Raw genomic sequence first — 18,280 nt, forward strand, 5'->3', positions numbered from 1 at the left:
TTAATTTACCTGTTTAATGGCGATGGGCGTCAGTTGCCATTTCCAGTTATCGGGAGTGACCGACAGCGGGATCATTTCTATGCAGTCGGTGGGGCAAGGATCTACGCATAAATCACAGCCGGTGCATTCATCACTGATCACGGTGTGCATGGCCTTGGTGGCACCCACTATGGCGTCGACCGGGCAGGCCTGAATGCACTTGGTGCACCCTATACACATGTCTTCATGAATAAAGGCGACTTTTTTCTCGGGAGCGGCGGCGGCTTCTCCCATCGGCTGGGGCTCGACCCCCATCAGATCGGCAATCTTGCGCATGGTGGCATCACCACCGGGCACGCATTTGTTCACGTCGTCCCCGTTGGCCACGGCTTCTGCATAGGGCTTGCAGCCCGGATAACCACACTGGCCGCATTGGGTTTGCGGCAGCAGTTCATCCAGTTGTTCGACGATAGGATCGGACTCCACTCGAAACTTGACCGCAGCAAAGCCCAGAATCACACCAAAAACAAGCGCCAGCAGCGCCAACACGGCAATGGCGATTAACATATTACTCATTACAACTTCACCAATCCGGTAAAGCCCATAAAGGCCAGAGACATCAAGCCGGCCGTGATCATGGCCAGGGCGGCACCTTTAAAGGGAGCGGGCACATCGGCACCGGCCAGGCGTTCACGCATGGCGGCAAACAACACCAACACCAGTGAAAACCCGAGGGCGGCACCAAAGCCATACACCAGGCTTTGCATAAAGTTATGCTGTTCGTTGATGTTGAGCAGGGCCACACCCAGCACGGCGCAGTTGGTGGTGATCAGCGGCAGGAAAATGCCCAGCAAACGATACAGCGTGGGGCTGGTTTTATGTACCACCATTTCGGTGAACTGCACCACCACGGCGATCACCAGAATAAACGACAGGGTGCGCAGATAGGTCAACCCCAGTGGCAGCAGTATGTACTGGTTCACCAGATAAGAGCAGGCCGCCGCCAGGGTAAGAACGAAGGTGGTGGCCAGGCCCATGCCAATGGCGGTTTCAAGTTTGCCGGACACGCCCATAAAGGGGCAAAGTCCCAGAAACTTGACCAGCACGAAATTATTGACCAGCACGGTGCCGACAAACAGCAGCAGGTATTCAGACATGATCACTCGGCAATATAAAATGACAGCCGCTATTATCGGACTTTATGCCGCGTTTAACAATGCCACATATACTGTGGGTTTAGCGGATGCCTCAAGAAAAAGTGTTAATTAACATGCCAATAACGGCCACGGTACAAAGTAGCAAAGAGCCGTAGTGCATGATGGGCCTGGAGACCAGGTGCAGGGTATTAGCCGCCACCCAGTTGCCGAGTAGGGCGGCAGGCACCATAGGCAAGGCTTGTGTGAGGTGCTCCACCGACAGAAAGCCCCCCATGGCGAGCGCCACAACCGACATCATGGTGGACACCACGAAGAAACCGGCCAGGTTGGCGCGGATGCGATGTATGTCGGCGCCGTGCATCACCAGTACCATGGGCGGACCGCCTATGGTGGTGCTGGTACCCATGACGCCGGACAAAAAGCCGCCCAGTGCCATATTAGTGCGGGTCATTGGCAGGGCAATGTCTTTGAGTCGTACCAGCACGCCCAGCATGATGGTAATGGCGATAAGCAAGGCCAGCGACTGTTGAGAAACCAGCGCCAGCAACAGCACGCCCAGGGCACTGCCGGGAATACGGGCCAGCAATGCCGGTGCCAGCAGGTTCAGCTCCAGCCCCTTGCGAAAACGCCAGCCGTTCATCAGGCACATCACCAACAGCACTACCATCAGGGGCCCGGGCACCAATGCCGGATCCAGATAAAACAGGATAGGGGCGGCGATAATGGCCATGCCAAAACCGATGGCCGTTTGCACATAGGCGCCAACAAAGCAGGCCAGCGCAGCCAGCAGCAGTATCATGAAATTCAGATCGGGATTATCCATCAGGCTCTGTCTTTAAAGCGCAAAGTGACCGTCATTATGGACAATCCCCGAGAGTGGGGGAAGCCAGGCGAGGCCTGGCCTCAGTGATATTGCAAGCTGGCTCCATAAACTAAGCGCCCGCGACAGAAAAGATCAAAATCATTTTTGCCACGGAATACACGGAAGCACACGGGCCAAGGACAATAAGGGATAAGGAGCGTCAACCCGGTTTCCCTTCACCCTGATTAAAATAGTGTGTTTGACAGTTGGTACATTTCTTCGTTGAAGGGGCGCTTCAAGTGTTTGATGCAGTCGATAATGTCATGATGCACTATGTGGTTGCTTTGCAGACCCATGCAACGGCCGCCGTAGCCTTCCAGCAGTAACTCAACGGCGCGAGCGCCCATGCGGCTGGCCATGATGCGATCTTGTGCCGTGGGAGTACCACCGCGTTGAATGTGACCCAGAATAGTGGCGCGGGTATCGCGGCCGGTGGCGGCCTGAATGTCGTACGCCAAACGATTGACGTCGCACATGTTTTCACAAATGGCGACAATGGCGTGCTTCTTTCCCTTGGCGACCCCTTCGTGGATCTGCAGGATCAGTTCACTCTGGTCAAAGGCCACCTCCGGCACTATGACGTATTCGGCCCCGCCCGCCACGGCGGCAGAGGAGGTGAGATCGCCACAATGGCGGCCCATGATTTCGACCACCGAAATACGGTTGTGCGAGCTGCAGGTATCCCGCAGCCGATCAATGGCTTCTACGGCCACATTCAGCGCGGTGTCAAAACCGATGGTAAAATCGGTGCCGGCAATGTCGTTATCAATGGTGCCGGGGATGCCGATGCAGGGAAATCCCAGCTCGGTCAGGCACATGGCACCCATGTAAGAGCCATCTCCCCCAATTACCACCAGAGCGTCTATGCCATGCTGCTTCAGATTTTCGACCGCCTGCAGGCGCACGGCTTCGTCTTTAAATTCCGGAAAGCGTGCCGAGCCTAAAAAAGTGCCGCCCCGGGTAATGACATCGGATACCGAATGGCGATCCAGCTGCACTATGTCATTCTGGTGCAGGCCCTTGTAGCCGCTGTGAATACCAAATACTTCCAGGTCGTGGTGCAAGCCGGTTCTCACTACGGCACGAATGGCAGCATTCATGCCCGGCGCATCGCCACCACTGGTCAATACTCCAATGCGTTTAATCATTTATACGCTCTCTTCTGCTGTTAGATAGCTGGGCCACCATGTAGCCCAGGCTGAACATCTAAACTGAGTCTAGGGTCGGCTTATTTTAGGTAAAAATATTCGAGTGGTATTGTACCGTGTCACTATTTTGGTCGAATGAATTCGACCCTACGATTTTTTAGCCCGGCGTCTGGCGCTGGTTTACCCTGCGCTGATAATGGCGGCAAACTCTTCTGCCTGCAAGGCAGCGCCGCCTACCAGGGCGCCGTCTATGTCGGCCATGGCAAACAGGCCGGCGGCACTGGCGCCTTTGACCGAGCCGCCATACAAAATCTGGATTTTGGCGGCGACAGTAGTATCAAAGCCGGCAATAAAGGTACGAATGGCGGCGTGTACCTGCTGGGCTATTTCGGGAGTGGCCGTTTTGCCGGTGCCGATGGCCCACACGGGTTCGTAGGCAATCACTGCCTTTGAGAATGCTGCTATACCACAGTGGGCAATTACTTCCTGTAATTGACGTTCTACCACAGCCTGGGTCTCATTGGCTTCAAACTGCTCCAGAGTTTCCCCAATGCACAGCACGGGCGTCAGTCCTGCCTGTTGCACGGCAGCAAACTTGGCGGCCACCATGGCATCGCTTTCACCGTGCAGGGTGCGGCGTTCGCTGTGGCCTACCAGCACATAGTGCACGCCAAACTCCTGATACATAACGGCAGAATTTTCACCGGTAAAGGCGCCTTCGCTGTGTAAATCCGCATCTTGCGCACCCAGTGCGATAGGGCTATCAGTTAGCAGTGCCTGAGCCTGACCTAAAAACAACACAGGCGGGCACACGGCGACGGCCACGTTTGGGTGCTGTGCAGCAGGCGCCTGCAGGTCATTAATCAGCTTGGCGACCATGGCCTTGTTGCCGTTGAGCTTCCAGTTACCCATCACTAGCGTCTGTCGAGTTGTCTGCGTCATTTTGTCTTTCCTGTGCGATAAATGCAGCCATTATAGGGGCAGGGATCCGGCAAAACCAGAGCCCTTCGGGCATCGGTCAGTTTTAAGCCTTAAGCTGTCAGGCCAAGATAAACACCGAACTTTGTAGTCCGGCGCTTTAGCTGCCGGTTCTGCGTTAGCAGAATTGTTTGGCAGTTGTCTTTAACTTACAGCTGGCCGAAGGGTTGATTCTGCTTTTCATCTTTAACTGATCGCTTATAGCTGACCGCTTACAGCTTCTTTTAAAAGTCCCAAATATTCATGCCAGGCGATTTCGCTGCGCTCAAGATAACGCGCGCTGGGCAGGTAGGTGTAGAGCGGCAGCGAACCCTGGCTTTCTTTAACGTGATGACCCACGGGGGCGGCGGTGGGCTTGGCACCCTGGTGGTGAAACAAGGCCATGGCGCGGGGCATATGACTGGCGGAGGTGACCAGCAAGGCGTGGCGGCCGTGAATCAAGGGCGCTATTGCCATGGCTTCCTCGGCGGTGTCTTTGGGCAAGGGCAGGGCAATAATACGCGACTCGGCGATGCCCAGCGCCTGGGCCACGGCGGCATATAACTCGGCGCTGGAGCGACCCTCACCGCCGGCATATCCGCTGACAATCAACCGTGCCTCGGGATAGGCGTGGGCCAGACTGACGCCTTCGCTGATGCGCACCAAACCGGCGTGCCCAAGCTGGCTGAGTAACGGCAAGCTGGGGTCTGCAGCCTGAGCCGCCCCCAACACCACTATGTCTTGTATCGGGTCTTGCCCTTGAGTACGCAATGCAGGTAAGTGTGTGGGGTATTGTGTTTCAAGTGGGGCCATAAGTGCATTGGCCACCGGCCGCGTAGACAGCAAACACAGGCTCAGCAGCGACAACAGCACCAGGGTGCGGCCACTGCGTTTATGCTGTTTGTGCAGCAGCCATAAACCAAGAAAAGTCATGATCAGCAGCAAAGGTAGCGGTAATAACAGGCTACCCAGCCATTTTTTCGCCAAAAAAACTGCTCCCACGCACACACTCATTTGTTAACCCTACTGGTTGTGACAGAATAGCGGCCCCTGAGTCGTTAAGAAATACCAAGTGCAGTCTAATACTAACTTTGATAGCAAAGCGCAGGTGTTTGCCCGCAACATCTATGGCACCACCAAGGGCCGCATTCGGCTGGCCGTATTGCAACGGGATATTGACGAGCTGCTGGCCAGCCTGCCCGATGACAGGCCGTTGCGCATTCTGGATGCCGGTGGTGGCTTTGGCCCCCTGTCACAGCCCCTGGCCGCCCTAGGTCATCAGGTGGTGCTGTGCGACTTGTCAGGCGAAATGCTGGCCCTGGCCAGAGAACAGGTCGAGGAAAAGGGCATCTTGTCGCAGTTCGAGTTTATTCATGCGCCCATTCAGTCGTTAACAGTGGAAGATGTTGGGCAGTTTGACCTGGTGTTGTGCCATGCGGTATTGGAGTGGGTAGAAGACCAGGCCACCCTGTTGGGCTGTTTACAGGCGTTATTGCACGATGGCGGTCATTTGTCGTTGATGTTTTATAACCGCGACGGCCTCTTGTATCACAGTCTGGTGATGGGCCATTTTGATTATGTATACGCCGACCTGGTCAAAAAACGACGTCAGAAACTGACACCCGGCTGGCCTTGCCGACCGCCACAGGTTTATGACTGGCTGCAGGCGCTGGGCTTTGTTATAACCACTCGCAGTGGCGTGCGTGTGATCCATGACTATATGGTAGAAAAACGCATTAAGGTGGAGCAGGCCGACGAGGTGATCGCCATGGAGCTGGCCCATGCCAAACAAGAGCCCTTTATGCACCTGGGCCGGTATATTCATGTGCTGGCGAAAAAAATCGCCAAGCACCCGGCTAATGAATAGCGAGTAAAGCGTTAAGAGTGAAGGGGAAAGAGTAACACCTGGTTTGGGCACTTTCCCTTCACTCTGTGCGCTTCACCCTTTACAGCAAAAGCGTTCCCGCAGGGGATAAAGAGAGTACAAACATGACGGAAATGTCCCGCACCCTGCCGGACTGGATTGGCTGGGTGAAACAAGAACAATGTCAGCTGAATCTGCCGCCAGAGCGATTGGCATTTTTGCTGGCCATACAGGTCTTTAGCCGAGACGGCGAACAACCGCAGCTGACCGAGGCCGATTTGCAGCATGGCTTCAGCTTTGTGAGCAAGGGCTTTGAGCAGGCGCAAGACACGCAAGTGAGCCGTGCCAACAATGCCATCAATGATTTGGTGCGCCAGCGGCTGCTCAGTCGTTTTCAGGCCGAGGCGAGTGACGGAGACAGCCTGTATCGCCTGACGCGTTTGGGCGTGGCCATTGTCGAGTTTTTTGCCGCCCAGCGTGATGTCAGCCAAATCAAGCTGTCGTTGCAGCTCGAACACATCAGCCAGGATCTGGACAAGATCACCGCCACCATTGCCGATAACCCCGATGAGCAAGCATGGCAACAAGAGGTAGCAGGGCGGCTGACCTATTCGGTGGCCGAGCAGCTGGCGCGTATCGACGACACTCAAAGGGCCATGGACGAGCAGCAAAATGCGGTAAAAGCCAATATTGCCGCGCTGTTGAATAAAAACTGGCATGAAGCTATCGCGGCCTGTGAGCAATTATTGCGCGAAACCGGCCAGACCCTGCGCGAGCTGCAAGACACCCTGGACAAGGCCGGGCACGGACTGCAACTCAGCCTGCTCAATATAGAAGAGCAACTGCAACACCAGGCGCGGGGCTTGGTACTGGCTCCCTTGTGTCAGCAGCTGCAAGCCAAACTGGATGCCATTATTTTGTGGGGCAGCCAGTGTATCGAGCTGTGGGCCCGTTACGACTTGCACGTGCATCGCTTTATTCGTACCGCCATCGACATGGACAAAAACCGCGCCTTTAGCCAGCGGCTGCGTGAGTCGATTCGTCAATTTGAAGACCATAACTGGCAGTTGCGCATCGCCCAGGCAGAGCCCCTGCTGGAGCTGAGAGCCGAAACCATGGCCGCCTACGCCGACGAAGTGACCGGCGCACTGCCAGAAGCACTGGAATACCATGAGATGATCGATGTGGCCGCCGAGTTGTCGGGGCGCATTCGTCAACACCTGCAGGGGTTTGCCGAGACGGGCAAGCCGCTGAATCTGGCCTCTGTGCTCAGTGATTATTTACAGGATTTCCCTTATTACCAACATTTTGATATTGCCCGCCTGCTGATTGACGAAGCGGTGAAACTGGGACACGCCAACGCCGAATGTTCAGGCGCCGCCCAGCCAGAGTGGCAACGCATTAACGCCCACGGGGCCAAGGTACAAGCACATGTTATCGACCAATACTGAACTCGCGCTTCACCCGCGGTTGGCCCAGGCTATCGCCAATCCGTTATTTCCGGCACTGGATAATCAGTTGCGTACCGGTCGTCACATCAGTGCCGACGAGCTGGAAGCGCACTCTTTGCTGCAAGAATACTATCCCGAGCTGGAAGCCTTTTATCAGCGTTACCAGGTAGAGCTGGTACGAGCGCCAGAGGGCTTTTATTACCTGCGTCCGCGCTCGACCAGTGAAATCAACACCTCTATTTTATCCGAGCTGGAAATGCTGGTTGGCAAGGTGTTGTGCTATCTGTACCTGAGCCCGGACCGCTTGGTCAACGAAGGCGTGTTTTCCTTGCTCGACCTGCAGGAAGAAGTGTTGACGCTGGCCAATGAAAGCGCCCTGTTGCGCATGGTCAATCAAAGAGCCGGTGGCAGTGATTTGGACCGCCGCAAGCTGCAGGACAAACTGAAAAGTGCCATTCGACGCTTGAAGCGGCTGGGTATGGTGAGTGCCGTGGGCAGCCAGGACAAGTTTCGCATCAGTGAAGCCGTATTCCGCTTTGCCGCCGATGTGCGTACCGATGAAGATCCGCGCGAATTGCAGTTGCGCATGATCCGCGACGGGGAAGCCGTGGCCAGAGAGGAAGATTCAGCACTTGATGAACACGCCGTCAGCGAGTATGAGCAAGACCAGCAGGAGGATCCGCAGTGAACAGCATGACCGACACCACCCTGGATAACATCAGCGCAACCACGGCGGCTCCTCAGCCTGGTGAAGCGGCGTTCACGCGCGGTAAATTTCATTCTCTGACCATGGTCAACTGGAACGGCTTTTTTGCCCGCACCTTCGAGCTGGATACCCTGGTCACCACTTTGTCTGGCGGCAACGGCGCCGGTAAGTCGACCACCATGGCGGCCTTTATTGCCGCGCTGATCCCGGACTTGAGCCTGCTGCATTTTCGCAATACCACCGAAGCGGGCAGCCAGTCGGGCAGCCGCGACAAGGGGCTGTATGGCAAGCTGCAACGGGGGCACTGCTACTCGCTGATTGAAATCAATACCTCTCAAGGCGAGCGAGTCTGGTTTGGCGTACACCTGGAACAGGTAGCCAACCGCGACAACAAGGTCAACCTGACCGCCTTCAGCATGCGGGGCCTGAGTGCCGACACCCAGCCCACCGAGCTGCTACTGGCCGAGCTGGAGGATGGTCGTGGCCAGGTGCGCTCGCTTAACGAGCTTAAAGCCGCGGCGCTGGCCAAACAACTGCAGTTTACCCGCTTTAACACCATCTCCGAATATCATAACTTTTTATTCGATGTGGGCGTCACGCCACGCAAGCTCAAGGATCAGCGCGACCGCGTCAAGTTTTACCGGCTGATTGAAGCCTCTTTGTATGGCGGTATTTCCAGCACCATCAGCCGCAGCCTGAAAGACTATTTACTGCCAGAAAACGCCGGTATTCGTCAGGCCTTCAATGACATGGAAGCGGCGATTTTCGAGAACCGCCGCACCCTGGAAGCCATTCGCGAAACCCAGCGCCAACGGGACGTATTTCGCCAGCTGATCACCGAAACCACCCACTATGTGGCGGCGGATTATGTACGCAACAGCGCCGAAAAAAAGCGCCTGTCCGAACAGGCTCTGGCTGCACGCCAGGCCCTGACAAACGAACGCCGGATCCTGGCCGAAGAGCGCGCACGACTGATTTATCTGGCCGATGAGCTGGAACATCTGGCGGCGCGCGAGCGCATGATGACCGAAGAGCTGGATATGGCCTCCGAGCATTTGGCGCGGGTGCTGAACGGCGTCAAGCTCAACGAAAAAATTCAGGGTTATCAGCATGAATTGGATGAGCTGGCGGAAAAGCTCGCCATTCAGCAGGAAACCCTGGCCGAGCTGCAAGACGAGCATCAGCAAGCCAGCGCCGTCAAGCTGGCGGCCGAAGAAGAAGTCGACAGCCTGAAAACCCAGCTGGCAGACTATCAACAGGCGCTGGACACCCAGCAAACCCGTGCCATTCAGTATCGCCAGGCGCGTACCGCCTTGGGCGAGGCCAAGGTAAAATGCGCACTGCCGGAGCTGACCCCGGAGCAGGCCAAAGCCGAAGAACAGGCCCACCAGGCACGGGAGCAGCGTTTAACCGGCGTGGTGCTCGAGCATCGCCAGCAATTGTCGTTGGCCGAAGCAGCCCGGGCGCAATACGATCACGCACTCGGCTTGTTGCACAGCATAGACAGCCAGGCCGATCGGGCCCAGGCCTTTGCTCGCGCCAATCAACTGCTGGAGCAGGGGCGGGAGTACCAGGCCTTGCTGGCGCGCGAAGCCGGCATTCGTCAGCAATTTCAACAGGCCGAGCAAAGCGTACAAAAGCGCGATAAAGCGCTGGCACTGCAAGCCGAACTGGCACGGCTGGGGCGCACGGTACAAGACGAGGCCGAGCTGGAAATGCAGCTGGCCGAGCTGGATGAACAAAAGGCCGAGCTAGAAGCCCGACTGGCCGATTGTGCCGACAGCCAACGCCAGCAACAAACCCAGCAGACACAGATTGCGCCCAGGGTGGCGACTCTGCGCAGTCAGGCACCGGCCTGGCATAAAGCCCGGCAGCAGCTGGAACGGCTGCGCGAGTTATCGGATCTGCCGCTGCGTGACAGCAGCGAAGTCACCGCCGCCATGCAGCAGGCACTGCGTGGCGAGCACAGCGCCGAGCAACACAAACAACAGGCGCTGGCGACCAAGCAGCAACTGGAGCAGCAGGTGCGTAATCTGCACGGCGGCAGTGATGCCGATCCGCGGCTGGTTGCCTTGTGCGAGCAGCTGGGTGGCACCTTGCTGGCCGACGTCTACGACGACATCGCGGTAGAGGATGCTCCCTATTACGAGGCCTTGTATGGGCCTGCCCGTAACGGCATAGTGGTGGCCGATCCCCAGGCCGCGTTGCAACAACTGCAGGCACTGGAGTCGTGCCCGGCCGATGTGTATTTAATTCAGGGCAACCCCGATGCCTTCGATGAAGACATGTTGCACGCCACCGAGCTGGACAACGCCATCTGGGTGAAAAACGGCGAGCGGCAACTGCGTTATTCGCGCTTTTCCACCGAGCCCCTGTTTGGCCGTGCCGCCCGTGAAGCGAAAATAGCGCAGCTTAATCTTGAGCTGGAAACCGTTAATGATCAGTACGCCGAGTCGGCCTTTACCCAGCAAAAGCAAAGCCGTCTCTATCATCAGCTCAGCGAGTTTGTCAGCCAGGGCATGCAGCACGCCTTTGGCACAGACCCGGAAGCCGAACTCGAGCAGTTGGCGGCCGAGCAAGCCAGCATTGAAGCGGCGCTGGCCCGCACGGCGGGCGAACTGTCCCAGTGGCAGGCCAAGCGTGAGCAGCTGCGTGAGCAGCAAACGGTGCTGCATCGATTGCTGCCGCTGGCGGATCACCTGAGCGAGCAGGGGGCCGACGCACAATTGGCGGCCGCCACGGTGGAGCAGAATGCGCTGGCCGAGGCGCGTGACTTCATGGCGGTTCATGGCCAGAAGCTGGGTCGCCTGGCCGAGCAGGTACAGGTGTTACGCCAGGATCCGGCCCAGTTTGAGCACTTGCAGCAGCAGGTGTTGGCGGCAGAAGCCGAACTGACCGAGGCGCGGGCGCGCACCTATGCCCTGACCCAGCTGGTGGCCCGTTTGCCGCACCTGGCCTATGCCGATGCGGAGCAATTGCTGGATCAAAGTTCGGCCATGAACGACAGCCTGAAAGCCAAGCTGGTGCAGGCCGAAGAAGCGCGGCGCAAGGCCGTTCTCAAGCTCGAACAGCTGAGTGGCCGCCTGACCGATGCCCTGCAGGCGCGTACCGCGCTGGTCACCGGGCACGAGGCGCGCAACCAGACCCTGAACGAGTTTCAACAGGAGTTTGCGGCGCTGGGCATAGAATTGTCGGAGGACATGGAAGAAAAAGCGCTGGCCGCCAAGCGTGAACGGGAAAGCGAGCTGGTACATACCCGCAGCAAGCGCAGCCAGACCGAAGCACAACGCCAGGTTACCCACCGCGAAATTGAATCCTTGAGTCAACGGCTGAGCAAAGACGGCCAAGGCTACTTTGCGGCACGCAAGGCGCTGGTTAGCCACAAAGCCAACTGGGCCAAGGTGGTGCGACTGGCAAGGGATCATGATGTAGAGCGTCGCCTTGCCAAGCCCGAGCTGGCTTATCTGGATGCAGACGAATTGCGCTCCATTTCCGATAAGGCCTTGGGTGCCTTGCGCATGGCGGTGGCCCAGGATGAAGAGCTGCGCGATGCGCTGCGCATCAGTGAAGGTCAGCGTAATACCCTGCAAAAGGTGCAGTTTTATATTCTGGTGTTCAGCCACCTGAAGGCGCGCATTCGTCACGACATTATTCGTGCCGACGATCCGGTGGAAGCATTGGAAGAAATGGAAGTGGAGCTGGGTCGTCTGGCCGATGAGCTGCAACAGCGTGAAGGGCAGCTGTCGTTGTCGTCTCACGAGGTTGCCGCCAAGATCAACACCATTATTCGCCGTGAGCAAAACCGGATTCGCCAGCTTAACCAGGGGCTGCAGAACATCAGCTTTGGTTTGGTTGGCGGCGTGCGCCTGAACGTGAATATGCGCGATACCTATGCCCGTTTACTGGAGGCATTGAGTGACAAGGATGGTCGCCATCAGGACTTGTTCAGCAGCAAGGACATGAGCTTCTCCGAGGCGATGGGCAAGTTGTTTCAGCGGCTGAATCCGCAGTTGGAGCAAGGTGATCGCAGCCCGCAGGTGCTGGGGCAGGCGTTACTGGATTACCGTAACTATCTGGATCTGGACATAGAAGTGCAGCGTGGGGCCGACGGCTGGCTGCGCGCCGAAAGTGGCGCGCTATCCACCGGTGAGGCCATTGGTACCGGGCAGGCGATTTTGCTGATGGTGCTGCAAAGCTGGGAAGAAGAATCCCGCCACTTGCGTAGCCGTGAGGTGTTGCCGTGCCGCTTGTTATTCCTGGATGAAGCGGCGCGACTCGATACCCGCTCCATCGCCACCTTGTTTGAGTTGTGCGAGCGTCAGGACATGCAGTTACTGATTGCGGCACCAGAAAACATCAGCCCGGAAAAAGGCACCACCTACAAGCTGATCCGCAAAGTGCACGGCAAGCAGGAGCAGGTGCATGTAGTGGGGTTAAGAGGCTTTGCCGGTGAACCCGCCGCCTGACAGATAATTGCAAGCCGGAACAAAAACACCGAATCAATCGATTCGGTGTTTTTTTATATCAGCCATGCAACTGCCGAACAGTCTGACGGTGAACTAGCAAGGTAAACTAGCGTATCTCGCCAGGTTAAAAATGAACAGCGTACAACTTGGTAAACACTGAAAAACCTGCATATGTGCAGGTTTTTCAGTGTTTACAGTCACTTTTTTATCCAGCTCATTCAACCAAAGCCACTGGCAGCCATGGGGGCAGGGTTGGCATGGTACTTGTATGTCATTTATTTGGAAACCAGGGCCAAGCGCTGCATTAGCGTTAAAACAGCACCCGCGAATCCCTTCTCTGGTGCTCCATTATAGAGCCAGAATACAGAGCCAGAGTGATCCTGATTTTATAACAACAAAACAACGAGCACGGAGCCGGCCACATCGCCGGGCATATTCTATGGACACAGCATTGCAAGGCGTTGCCGAACTTGCCCTCGGTCAGGCAAAACCCGGTGCCAACCAACATCAGGCCTGGTTGCATTTGGGCGAACTTGGCGAGCAGTCGGTGTATGACTATCAGGGTGAAGAGCGCATCAGTGGCTGCTATCAGGTACAGGTCACCCTGGTGTGCAGCACGCCGCTGCCGGCGCTCAGCTCGTTATTGCAACAGCCCGCTACCTTGGTGTTACAGAGCCCCCACGGCACCCAGCGCTACGTGCACGGCCTGGTGTTTGCCATGGCCGAGCTGGACCGCAGTGACCGCCATCTTCGTTATCAGCTGACCCTGGTGCCGCCCCTGGCCCTGTTGGCGTTGCGCCGCGGGGTGCGCATCTTTCAAAACGTCAGCGTGCCCGACATCGTCGAGCAACTGCTGACCGAGGCCGGACTGAGCGCCGACACCCGCAGCTGGCGATTAAGTGGTAACTACCCGCTACGCGACTATTGTGTGCAATACAATGAAACCGAACTGGCGTTTATTGAGCGCATTCTGGCCGAAGAAGGCATTCATTATCACTTTGCCCATGGGCCCGACGGCACGCTGCTGATATTGGCCGATGGTCCGGAAGGGTTAGATACCCTGGCCGAGTTACCCTTTAAAGCCGAAGCGGGCCTGGCCACCGAGCAGCACGCCATTCATCGCTTTCGTGTCGGGCCGGAGGTACGCTCGGGAAGCGTCAGCCTGCGCGACACCGACTTTACTCGCCCCAGTTTGCAGTTGCACCCCAACAGCCTGGTGCAACAAGCCCAAGACGATGCCCAAGACAGCCCCGATGAGCACGGGCTGGAGGATTACAGCTGGCCCGGCCCCTTTACCAGCCAGGCCCGCGGCAGCCAGCTGACCGACTTGAGTCTGGCTCGCCATCGCCACGACCGCGAACAGGTAGACGGCGCCAGTGACAGCCCGCAGCTGATGGCCGGCCATTATCAACCGCTCGGCGAGCATCCCGAATCGCAGTTCAATCAGGCCTGGTTGATTACCCAGCTCAGCTACCAGGGCAAACAGCCGCAAGTATTGGGTGAATTGGCGGACGGCCAGAGCACCTATAGCAACACCTTTACTGCCCAGCCCTGGACCAGCCCCTATAAGCCACCTTGCCCCGCCAAACCCCAGGTTCCCGGCCAGCAAAGTGCCATCGTGACTGGCCCTGCGGGCGAAGAGATTTACTGTGACGAATACGGCCGGGTAAAGGTGCAGTTTTACTGGGACCGTGAAGGACAGGGCGATGAAAAAACCAGTACCTGGCTGCGGGTCAGTCAGGGCTGGGCCGGTAACGGCTATGGCCAGTTAATCTTGCCCAGAGTGGGCATGGAAGTATTAGTCAGCTTTATTAACGGCGACCCCGATAGGCCCATCATCACCGGCTGTTTGTTTAACGGCAATAACCAACTGCCCTATGCACTGCCCGAGCACAAAACCCGCTCCACCTTTAAAACCGCCAGCAGCCCCGGCGGTGAGGGCAGCAACGAACTGCGCTTTGAAGACAAAGCTGGCAGCGAAGAAATCTACCTGCATGCCGCTAGGGACTATCAAGAGCGCATTGAAAATAACAGCCACAGCCATATTGTGAACGACCGCCAGCAGCTGATTGAAGGCCAGCACATTTTTGAAGTACGCGGCGAACACCACCATACGGTGCACGGCACCCATCATTATCAGAGCCAGGCGGATGAGCATCATGTGGTAGACGGCAGTCGTCACACCTTAATTGCAAACAAAGAACTGGTATCAGCAGGGCAGGAAATTCACCTGTCGACCGGGCAAAAAGTGGTGTTGGAAGCGGGCGCCGAGCTTACCTTTAAAGCTGGCGGCAGCTTTTTGAAGCTGGATCCCAGTGGTGTGACCTTAGTTGGTCCGACGATTGATTTAAATAATGGGGGCCAACCTAGCGCTGGCAGCAGATCTAAAATACTTTTGCCGCTGCTTGGCAGTTTGGGTAGTATTGGCAATGTTTTTGGCAATAAAGTGACTTTTTCAAAGGCTTCTTCATCGCTACTAACCACTCACTTTGCTAGTAATGCTTCTACTCATAATGAAATGGTTAAGCTAAATGAGGTCGACTATTCCGATGTGTTTAATCCTCCAGAAGTAAGTAAGACGTCAAAAACAAGTAAAACGTCAAACAAAAATAAGGAATACCGAGTAACGGATATTCCTTCTACAATGAGAAAAAAATTAAATTGGGAAAAATCGGCAGATGTTATGGATTTGTGGTTCAGCCTACCCGCAAGAGAAATGACACGCGAAGAAAAGTTAGGAAAGACATTAAAATTCCCGAAAGAATATATTAATACAACACTTTTTCCGTGGTCATGGCTATCAGGGTTTTCTCAAGTGCAAGAAGGACTTGCTCAATTAAATAACAACATATTTAGCCCAGACGCTCAGAAAACACTGAAAAGAAAATGTCAAGAGATGTTTGCAAGTCGTAGGGTGGGTGATAACTACTTATGGGATGGTGATATTTGGTCACTGCATAACAACTGGCAATTTCAATTACAAGTAATAAGTTATCAATTATTTAACGTTGATGATTTATATGGTTCATTAGGGAATTTTGCAATTTATGCAGCCATCACTTCCGCTCGGATAAAACGAAAAGCAGGGACTAACATTGCTTCTGTACATATTTCTGAAATTGGTGTTTATATGCGAGATACATTCGAGTTTATAGGTGATCAATATTTGGGTCATTGGGATTTTGATGGTGCGGGAATAAACATTCTCGCCGGAGTCGCGAATTCATCACCTGAACGCATTAGCTTTGAATGGCAACTTAAATCTTGGACTCCTTTTGTAGGCGTTACACAACCTTTTGGAAATAAAGATTTTCGTAAATATAGAGAGCAGAACAACAAGGGAGGAGACTTGCTTTTGTTTTCTGATGTTAAAAAGCTGCCGTTTGATTTTAGCGTAAACATTGTTTTAGAGGACCGTGATGTACCTTCTAATTAAGAAAAAATTAACTATTTTCGTTCTATTGATCAGTGTTTTTTTTACATTAAAGATGGTCTACTTGGTGTGTTTAATACCCGACTTTGGAGATGGTGCCGGATACTCATATTACTCTCCTCAAGAGGGGCGGTATGAAGTGCTAGAAGTTTTTCCAGGAAAAGATGAACATAACAACTCCACAGATTGGGGGGGTATAGATCCTGTTTATGTTCTAATAGATAGAGAAACACAAAATGTATTGTCGATTTATCGCCGGCCAATATGGGAAAGTGCGGATGTACTTTATGTACAAAGTGCAATTACTTGGGCACTATCAGGCACAAAGGAATATGATAAACCATTTTATACACCTTATGGGTATTTGGTTGATCTCCACATTCCACTTTCGCCCACTTTATGGCAAAAGGCTCACGCCTGGATAGTGATAAATAGATATCATATAGATATAAATAAAATTAGAAAAACGTTTGTAGGTCATGGGTATTCTCATGTAGATAGCCTTCCGAACAAGACCTAATGGCTAATTTTTTGCTATGCGATAATATATTATAAAATCCAATAAACGAACTGGTGGTTTTTTAAGCTAAACTTTACACTCAAAAAATTGCAGTTTGGACTATATATAAAAGACCCTAATAGGCCCCCCATGATTAGTTGATGCTCACCCACCATTGGCACGCCAAGGCCGATGAGCATCACATCATAGATGGCAACAGCCATACCTTAGTCGCAAGCAAAAAACTGGTGTCTGCGGGCCAAGAAATACACTTGTTTACGGGAAGAGAGTCGACTGGGCAAAAAATAGTATTAGAGGCAGGGGCCGAGCTTACTTTTAAGGCCGGTGGCAGCCCAGGGAGAGGGACGCCGGTTATGCCTAGGTTAGTGAAAAAACTCCTAGTATCTAGCGCTAACTTCAACGCCGAAGGTCGCTTCGGTAACAGGGCTGGAGCAACCCCTTATTTATTGGCCACACTGTTGCCAAGCAGTTTTGAGGGTGACCAGACTGTCTTGGAGGAATCCAGCTTAGCACTCGCACGCTCCGCCACGGCCACTGAAGAAAGTCCGCCTGTTACGGAGGCATTGAGCGTATGCGACAAGCAAGTACCACAAGCAGCATTGAGTGAATTAGGCAATTGTGCGTTTTACTATCAGCCTTTACATGATGAATATGTTAACAAGACGGGAGTGTCAACCTGGGAAGCGATCAAGGCATGGGCGACGTTTTGGAACCCCTGGGATGATCAGGCCGTCGCAAAGCGCCTGATGCAAAAACGCGACGCACTGATTACTTTGGATAGCCAAGATAGTGACTGGTCACGCCATGCCAATTTCATGATGCGTCATGTTAACTGTGGACACCTTCCGCCGAATTATTACCTTAGTTACGGATATTATTACTGCTCAATCTACGGCGCTAAGTTGTACCCAAGACTTAGCGAGCAAGGTAAAAAATGGCTGAAAAGCGCCCGCTATTTGCTACAAGAGAATATCGAAATTGGTCTAAAACAAAATATGAAAGGAAACGCTATTGCTATCGAGTGCAAGCGCTATCCCAATCGTACGGCACAGATGCAGGTTCAAAGACAAGAGCTTGAAATCGACCCAGATATGTTCAAGAGCTTCGCCTTCAAAACCCACGTGCCGGCCTATCTGGACGCGGGCTTGGCGGATTTGCCTTTCTCCGATCTTGCTAAAATCGGGGGCCAACCCAACCTGGAAGAATGGTTGGATGAACAAACCTGGGAACAAGCCATCGACAGTGGTATTGAGGTGGGTAAAGACAAGCTTCGTCAGGCAGGCTCTGCGGTTGTTGATAGTCTGCAAGACGTTAAGGCTGCCGCCTTAGAAGTAAGACGAGCTGGAAAAGCCGCCATAAGAACTGCTCGAGAAGTGCGAGATGCTGCCCAGGCCGTGCAGTCTGCTCTGGACGCACTAACCCGCAAGTTTAGGTTTTAGATAACAGGAACAGAGTTCGTATGAGATTCATTAAATGGTTTTTTCTGCTCGCCGTGTTGGCGGTGACGTGGAATGTGATTGGAGGTTGGGTAATGTGGACATCGGTCAGCAATGAATTTATGAAAGAGATCAAACCCTACGGGCCGGGTGATATCAGAGTGCGTGATGATCAGTTTATTTCCATGAGGATGAGTGGTAACAGTTCACCCAGAGTGGCTTGACGCACACAATTCTTCAGGAATGGGGTAATTCGTTTTTTCGATGCAGGCGCGGACTACGGCTCGTAACCACTCCTGAG

General features: G+C 54.3%; 13 protein-coding genes. 7 read left to right on the plus strand and 6 right to left on the minus strand.

Annotated elements, in window-relative coordinates; genetic code table 11:
- The 6 genes from rsxB to IEW52_RS13170 form a co-directional block, all read right to left on the minus strand.
- Complete coding sequence (rsxB, locus tag IEW52_RS13145; protein WP_188630538.1) at positions 1 to 555, minus strand: electron transport complex subunit RsxB; 555 nt, start codon at positions 553 to 555, stop codon at positions 1 to 3.
- Positions 555 to 1,136, minus strand: coding sequence for an electron transport complex subunit RsxA (rsxA, locus tag IEW52_RS13150; RefSeq protein ID WP_188630539.1), 582 nt, complete (start codon positions 1,134 to 1,136; stop codon positions 555 to 557). The genes rsxB and rsxA overlap by 1 nt, the downstream gene beginning before the upstream one ends.
- A 91-nt stretch (positions 1,137 to 1,227) precedes the next feature.
- Positions 1,228 to 1,959 carry a sulfite exporter TauE/SafE family protein gene (locus IEW52_RS13155; RefSeq protein ID WP_188630540.1) on the minus strand — a complete coding sequence of 244 codons (732 nt, stop codon included), beginning with the start codon at positions 1,957 to 1,959 and terminating at the stop codon, positions 1,228 to 1,230.
- Between the two features lie 224 nt (positions 1,960 to 2,183).
- A complete protein-coding gene (gene pfkA, locus IEW52_RS13160) occupies positions 2,184 to 3,146 on the minus strand; it encodes a 6-phosphofructokinase (protein WP_188630541.1) in 963 nt (320 codons plus the stop codon).
- A 180-nt stretch (positions 3,147 to 3,326) separates the two neighbouring features.
- Positions 3,327 to 4,088 (minus strand): triose-phosphate isomerase, encoded by a 762-nt coding sequence (gene tpiA / locus IEW52_RS13165; RefSeq protein WP_229667950.1) that lies wholly within the window; start codon positions 4,086 to 4,088, stop codon positions 3,327 to 3,329.
- 234 nt (positions 4,089 to 4,322) lie between these two features.
- Positions 4,323 to 5,090 carry an ElyC/SanA/YdcF family protein gene (locus IEW52_RS13170; RefSeq protein WP_229667951.1) on the minus strand — a complete coding sequence of 256 codons (768 nt, stop codon included), beginning with the start codon at positions 5,088 to 5,090 and terminating at the stop codon, positions 4,323 to 4,325.
- A gap of 85 nt (positions 5,091 to 5,175) precedes the next feature.
- Here IEW52_RS13170 and IEW52_RS13175 point away from each other — a divergent pair, with 85 nt between their 5' ends.
- From IEW52_RS13175 to IEW52_RS13205, 7 genes are all read left to right on the plus strand, one after another.
- On the plus strand, positions 5,176 to 5,970 hold the full coding sequence (locus IEW52_RS13175) for a methyltransferase domain-containing protein (protein ID WP_188630543.1): 795 nt from the start codon (positions 5,176 to 5,178) through the stop codon (positions 5,968 to 5,970).
- 122 nt (positions 5,971 to 6,092) lie between these two features.
- Positions 6,093 to 7,418: a chromosome partition protein MukF gene (gene mukF, locus IEW52_RS13180; protein ID WP_188630544.1), complete on the plus strand. Its 1,326-nt coding sequence runs from the start codon at positions 6,093 to 6,095 to the stop codon at positions 7,416 to 7,418.
- Positions 7,399 to 8,106, plus strand: coding sequence for a chromosome partition protein MukE (mukE, locus tag IEW52_RS13185; RefSeq protein ID WP_188630545.1), 708 nt, complete (start codon positions 7,399 to 7,401; stop codon positions 8,104 to 8,106). The genes mukF and mukE overlap by 20 nt, the downstream gene beginning before the upstream one ends.
- Before the next feature lie 101 nt (positions 8,107 to 8,207).
- The gene (gene mukB, locus IEW52_RS13190; protein ID WP_373286233.1) at positions 8,208 to 12,590 is read left to right on the plus strand and encodes a chromosome partition protein MukB; all 4,383 of its coding nucleotides are present in this window, start codon (positions 8,208 to 8,210) and stop codon (positions 12,588 to 12,590) included.
- A gap of 439 nt (positions 12,591 to 13,029) precedes the next feature.
- The gene (tssI, locus tag IEW52_RS13195; RefSeq protein ID WP_188630546.1) at positions 13,030 to 16,026 is read left to right on the plus strand and encodes a type VI secretion system tip protein TssI/VgrG; all 2,997 of its coding nucleotides are present in this window, start codon (positions 13,030 to 13,032) and stop codon (positions 16,024 to 16,026) included.
- Positions 16,010 to 16,543 carry a hypothetical protein gene (locus IEW52_RS13200; RefSeq protein WP_188630547.1) on the plus strand — a complete coding sequence of 178 codons (534 nt, stop codon included), beginning with the start codon at positions 16,010 to 16,012 and terminating at the stop codon, positions 16,541 to 16,543. The genes tssI and IEW52_RS13200 overlap by 17 nt, the downstream gene beginning before the upstream one ends.
- Before the next feature lie 140 nt (positions 16,544 to 16,683).
- The gene (locus IEW52_RS13205; RefSeq protein WP_188630548.1) at positions 16,684 to 17,982 is read left to right on the plus strand and encodes a hypothetical protein; all 1,299 of its coding nucleotides are present in this window, start codon (positions 16,684 to 16,686) and stop codon (positions 17,980 to 17,982) included.
- The last annotated feature ends 298 nt before the right edge of the window (positions 17,983 to 18,280 follow it).

The organism is Oceanisphaera marina, from assembly GCF_014643915.1.
Taxonomy (GTDB): domain Bacteria; phylum Pseudomonadota; class Gammaproteobacteria; order Enterobacterales; family Aeromonadaceae; genus Oceanimonas; species Oceanimonas marina.

Coding starts and splice junctions, on each gene's coding strand:
- mukB (WP_373286233.1), top strand. CDS start 8,208: ATGGTCAACTGGAACGGCTTTTTTGCCCGCACCTTCGAGCTGGATACC.
- mukE (WP_188630545.1), top strand. CDS start 7,399: ATGTTATCGACCAATACTGAACTCGCGCTTCACCCGCGGTTGGCCCAG.
- tpiA (WP_229667950.1), bottom strand. CDS start 4,088: ATGACGCAGACAACTCGACAGACGCTAGTGATGGGTAACTGGAAGCTC.
- IEW52_RS13205 (WP_188630548.1), top strand. CDS start 16,684: ATGCTCACCCACCATTGGCACGCCAAGGCCGATGAGCATCACATCATA.
- IEW52_RS13200 (WP_188630547.1), top strand. CDS start 16,010: ATGTACCTTCTAATTAAGAAAAAATTAACTATTTTCGTTCTATTGATC.
- rsxB (WP_188630538.1), bottom strand. CDS start 555: ATGAGTAATATGTTAATCGCCATTGCCGTGTTGGCGCTGCTGGCGCTT.
- IEW52_RS13155 (WP_188630540.1), bottom strand. CDS start 1,959: ATGGATAATCCCGATCTGAATTTCATGATACTGCTGCTGGCTGCGCTG.
- tssI (WP_188630546.1), top strand. CDS start 13,030: ATGGACACAGCATTGCAAGGCGTTGCCGAACTTGCCCTCGGTCAGGCA.
- mukF (WP_188630544.1), top strand. CDS start 6,093: ATGACGGAAATGTCCCGCACCCTGCCGGACTGGATTGGCTGGGTGAAA.
- rsxA (WP_188630539.1), bottom strand. CDS start 1,136: ATGTCTGAATACCTGCTGCTGTTTGTCGGCACCGTGCTGGTCAATAAT.
- pfkA (WP_188630541.1), bottom strand. CDS start 3,146: ATGATTAAACGCATTGGAGTATTGACCAGTGGTGGCGATGCGCCGGGC.